The following is a 1,329-nucleotide window of genomic DNA, read 5'->3' on the forward strand; positions in this document are numbered from 1 at the left end:
TGTCCAGCCGATAGATGGGTAACACTTTGAACCGGATACATAGGTGACACTTCTCTCCCCCTATGCGTCCGCCGCAGCGCCAAGCGGATTGGTTGGCGCGGCGCTGCGGCGGACAAGCTTCATGTGCCGTGTGTCGATGATGCCGAGCGGGTGGGCATGGAATGAGAGTGTCCATTGTCCGTCTTCGGTCTCCAACGCAGCGACCGGTTCGCCCGCCAGCGCTTGCGAGACATATATGAAGCCGCCATTCCATCGGATCTCGCCATTGTGGCGCACGCGGCGGACCGAGGCCTCGGCCGGATAGACGGGCTCGGGTGGTGTCCTGGGCATGGCGCGCTGTGAGGACCGGTAGTGCTGGGCGGGCGTATCCATGCCCAGCGCCTCATGGGGACGTTCCTCATTGTAGCTGTGGCGGAAGGTCTCGAAGGCCTGGCCCTGTGCCGTTCGGTCGGCTTCCGGTGCCTCGGCCATCGGCAGCATGGTCAGGTGAAAGCGCTCGTGACGTCCGTTCTGCTGTGGCCTGCCGGGTGCGATCCGCTCCAAGGTGATGCCGAGCTTGATGAAGCGCACGACAAGCGGCGTCAGCCCGGTGACGCCGGCCGATGCGAAGGGCGGGCCATTGTCGCTTCTGAAGCGATCCGGCAGGCCATGCTCTTCAAACAGCCGTTCGAACACCGGCCAGGCTTCGCTATCGGCCGTCGACCCCGTCGCTTCGAGCGCCAGAAGATAGCGGCTCGACGCATCCATCACCGTCAAGGGTTCGCAACGCCAGCCGTCGCGGGTCCGGAACCAGCCCTTGTGATCGCCAGTCCACACCGCGTTCGGTTCTTGCGGCTGTGGCCAGGGTCCATTGCCGCAGGCCCGCAGGCGGGGTCGCTTGCGGGCGCGGACAAGCCCATGCCGCGCAAGGATCGCGCCGACCGTCGAGGCTGAAGGCCACATGAACTCGGGAGCCGTGCGCCTGAGCCGTGCCACGATCTTCTTTGGACCCCAAAGCGGATGCAGCTCCTTGGCCGCCACAATCCGCTCAACCAGATCCTGAGCTGTCGCCCGGCCATGATTGAGCGGGGCTCGCGGCAGGTCGTGCAAACCCTCAGGCCCAAACGTCCGATAGCGTCCTAGCCATTTGTAGCCGTTCTTGCGTGAGATCCCGTAGGCCGCACAAAGCGCAACCATCGTCTCATCCCCAGAAAGACACTCCACAACAAACCGTAGCCGCTCGTCCATGATGCCAGTCTCTCGCCAAACCATCGCCGGTCCTCCGGCGGACAAGAAAACTGTCACCCATGCTATCGGTCCATTCTGTTACCTATCTATCCGGTTCGGACA

1 protein-coding gene is annotated in these 1,329 nt (G+C 63.6%); it reads right to left on the reverse strand.

The features are described from left to right. Positions 1-60: 60 nt before the first annotated feature. Positions 61-1,251 (reverse strand): integrase core domain-containing protein, encoded by a 1,191-nt coding sequence (locus NKI64_RS32090; RefSeq protein WP_023826017.1) that lies wholly within the window; start codon positions 1,249-1,251, stop codon positions 61-63. Between the last annotated feature and the right edge of the window lie 78 nt (positions 1,252-1,329).

Origin of the sequence: Mesorhizobium sp. M0478, assembly GCF_040321305.1 — a bacterium.
Lineage (GTDB): Bacteria > Pseudomonadota > Alphaproteobacteria > Rhizobiales > Rhizobiaceae > Mesorhizobium.

Bases quoted from the DNA above. Each gene is read 5' to 3' on its own strand.
- NKI64_RS32090 (WP_023826017.1), bottom strand. From the start codon at position 1,251: ATGGTTTGGCGAGAGACTGGCATCATGGACGAGCGGCTACGGTTTGTT.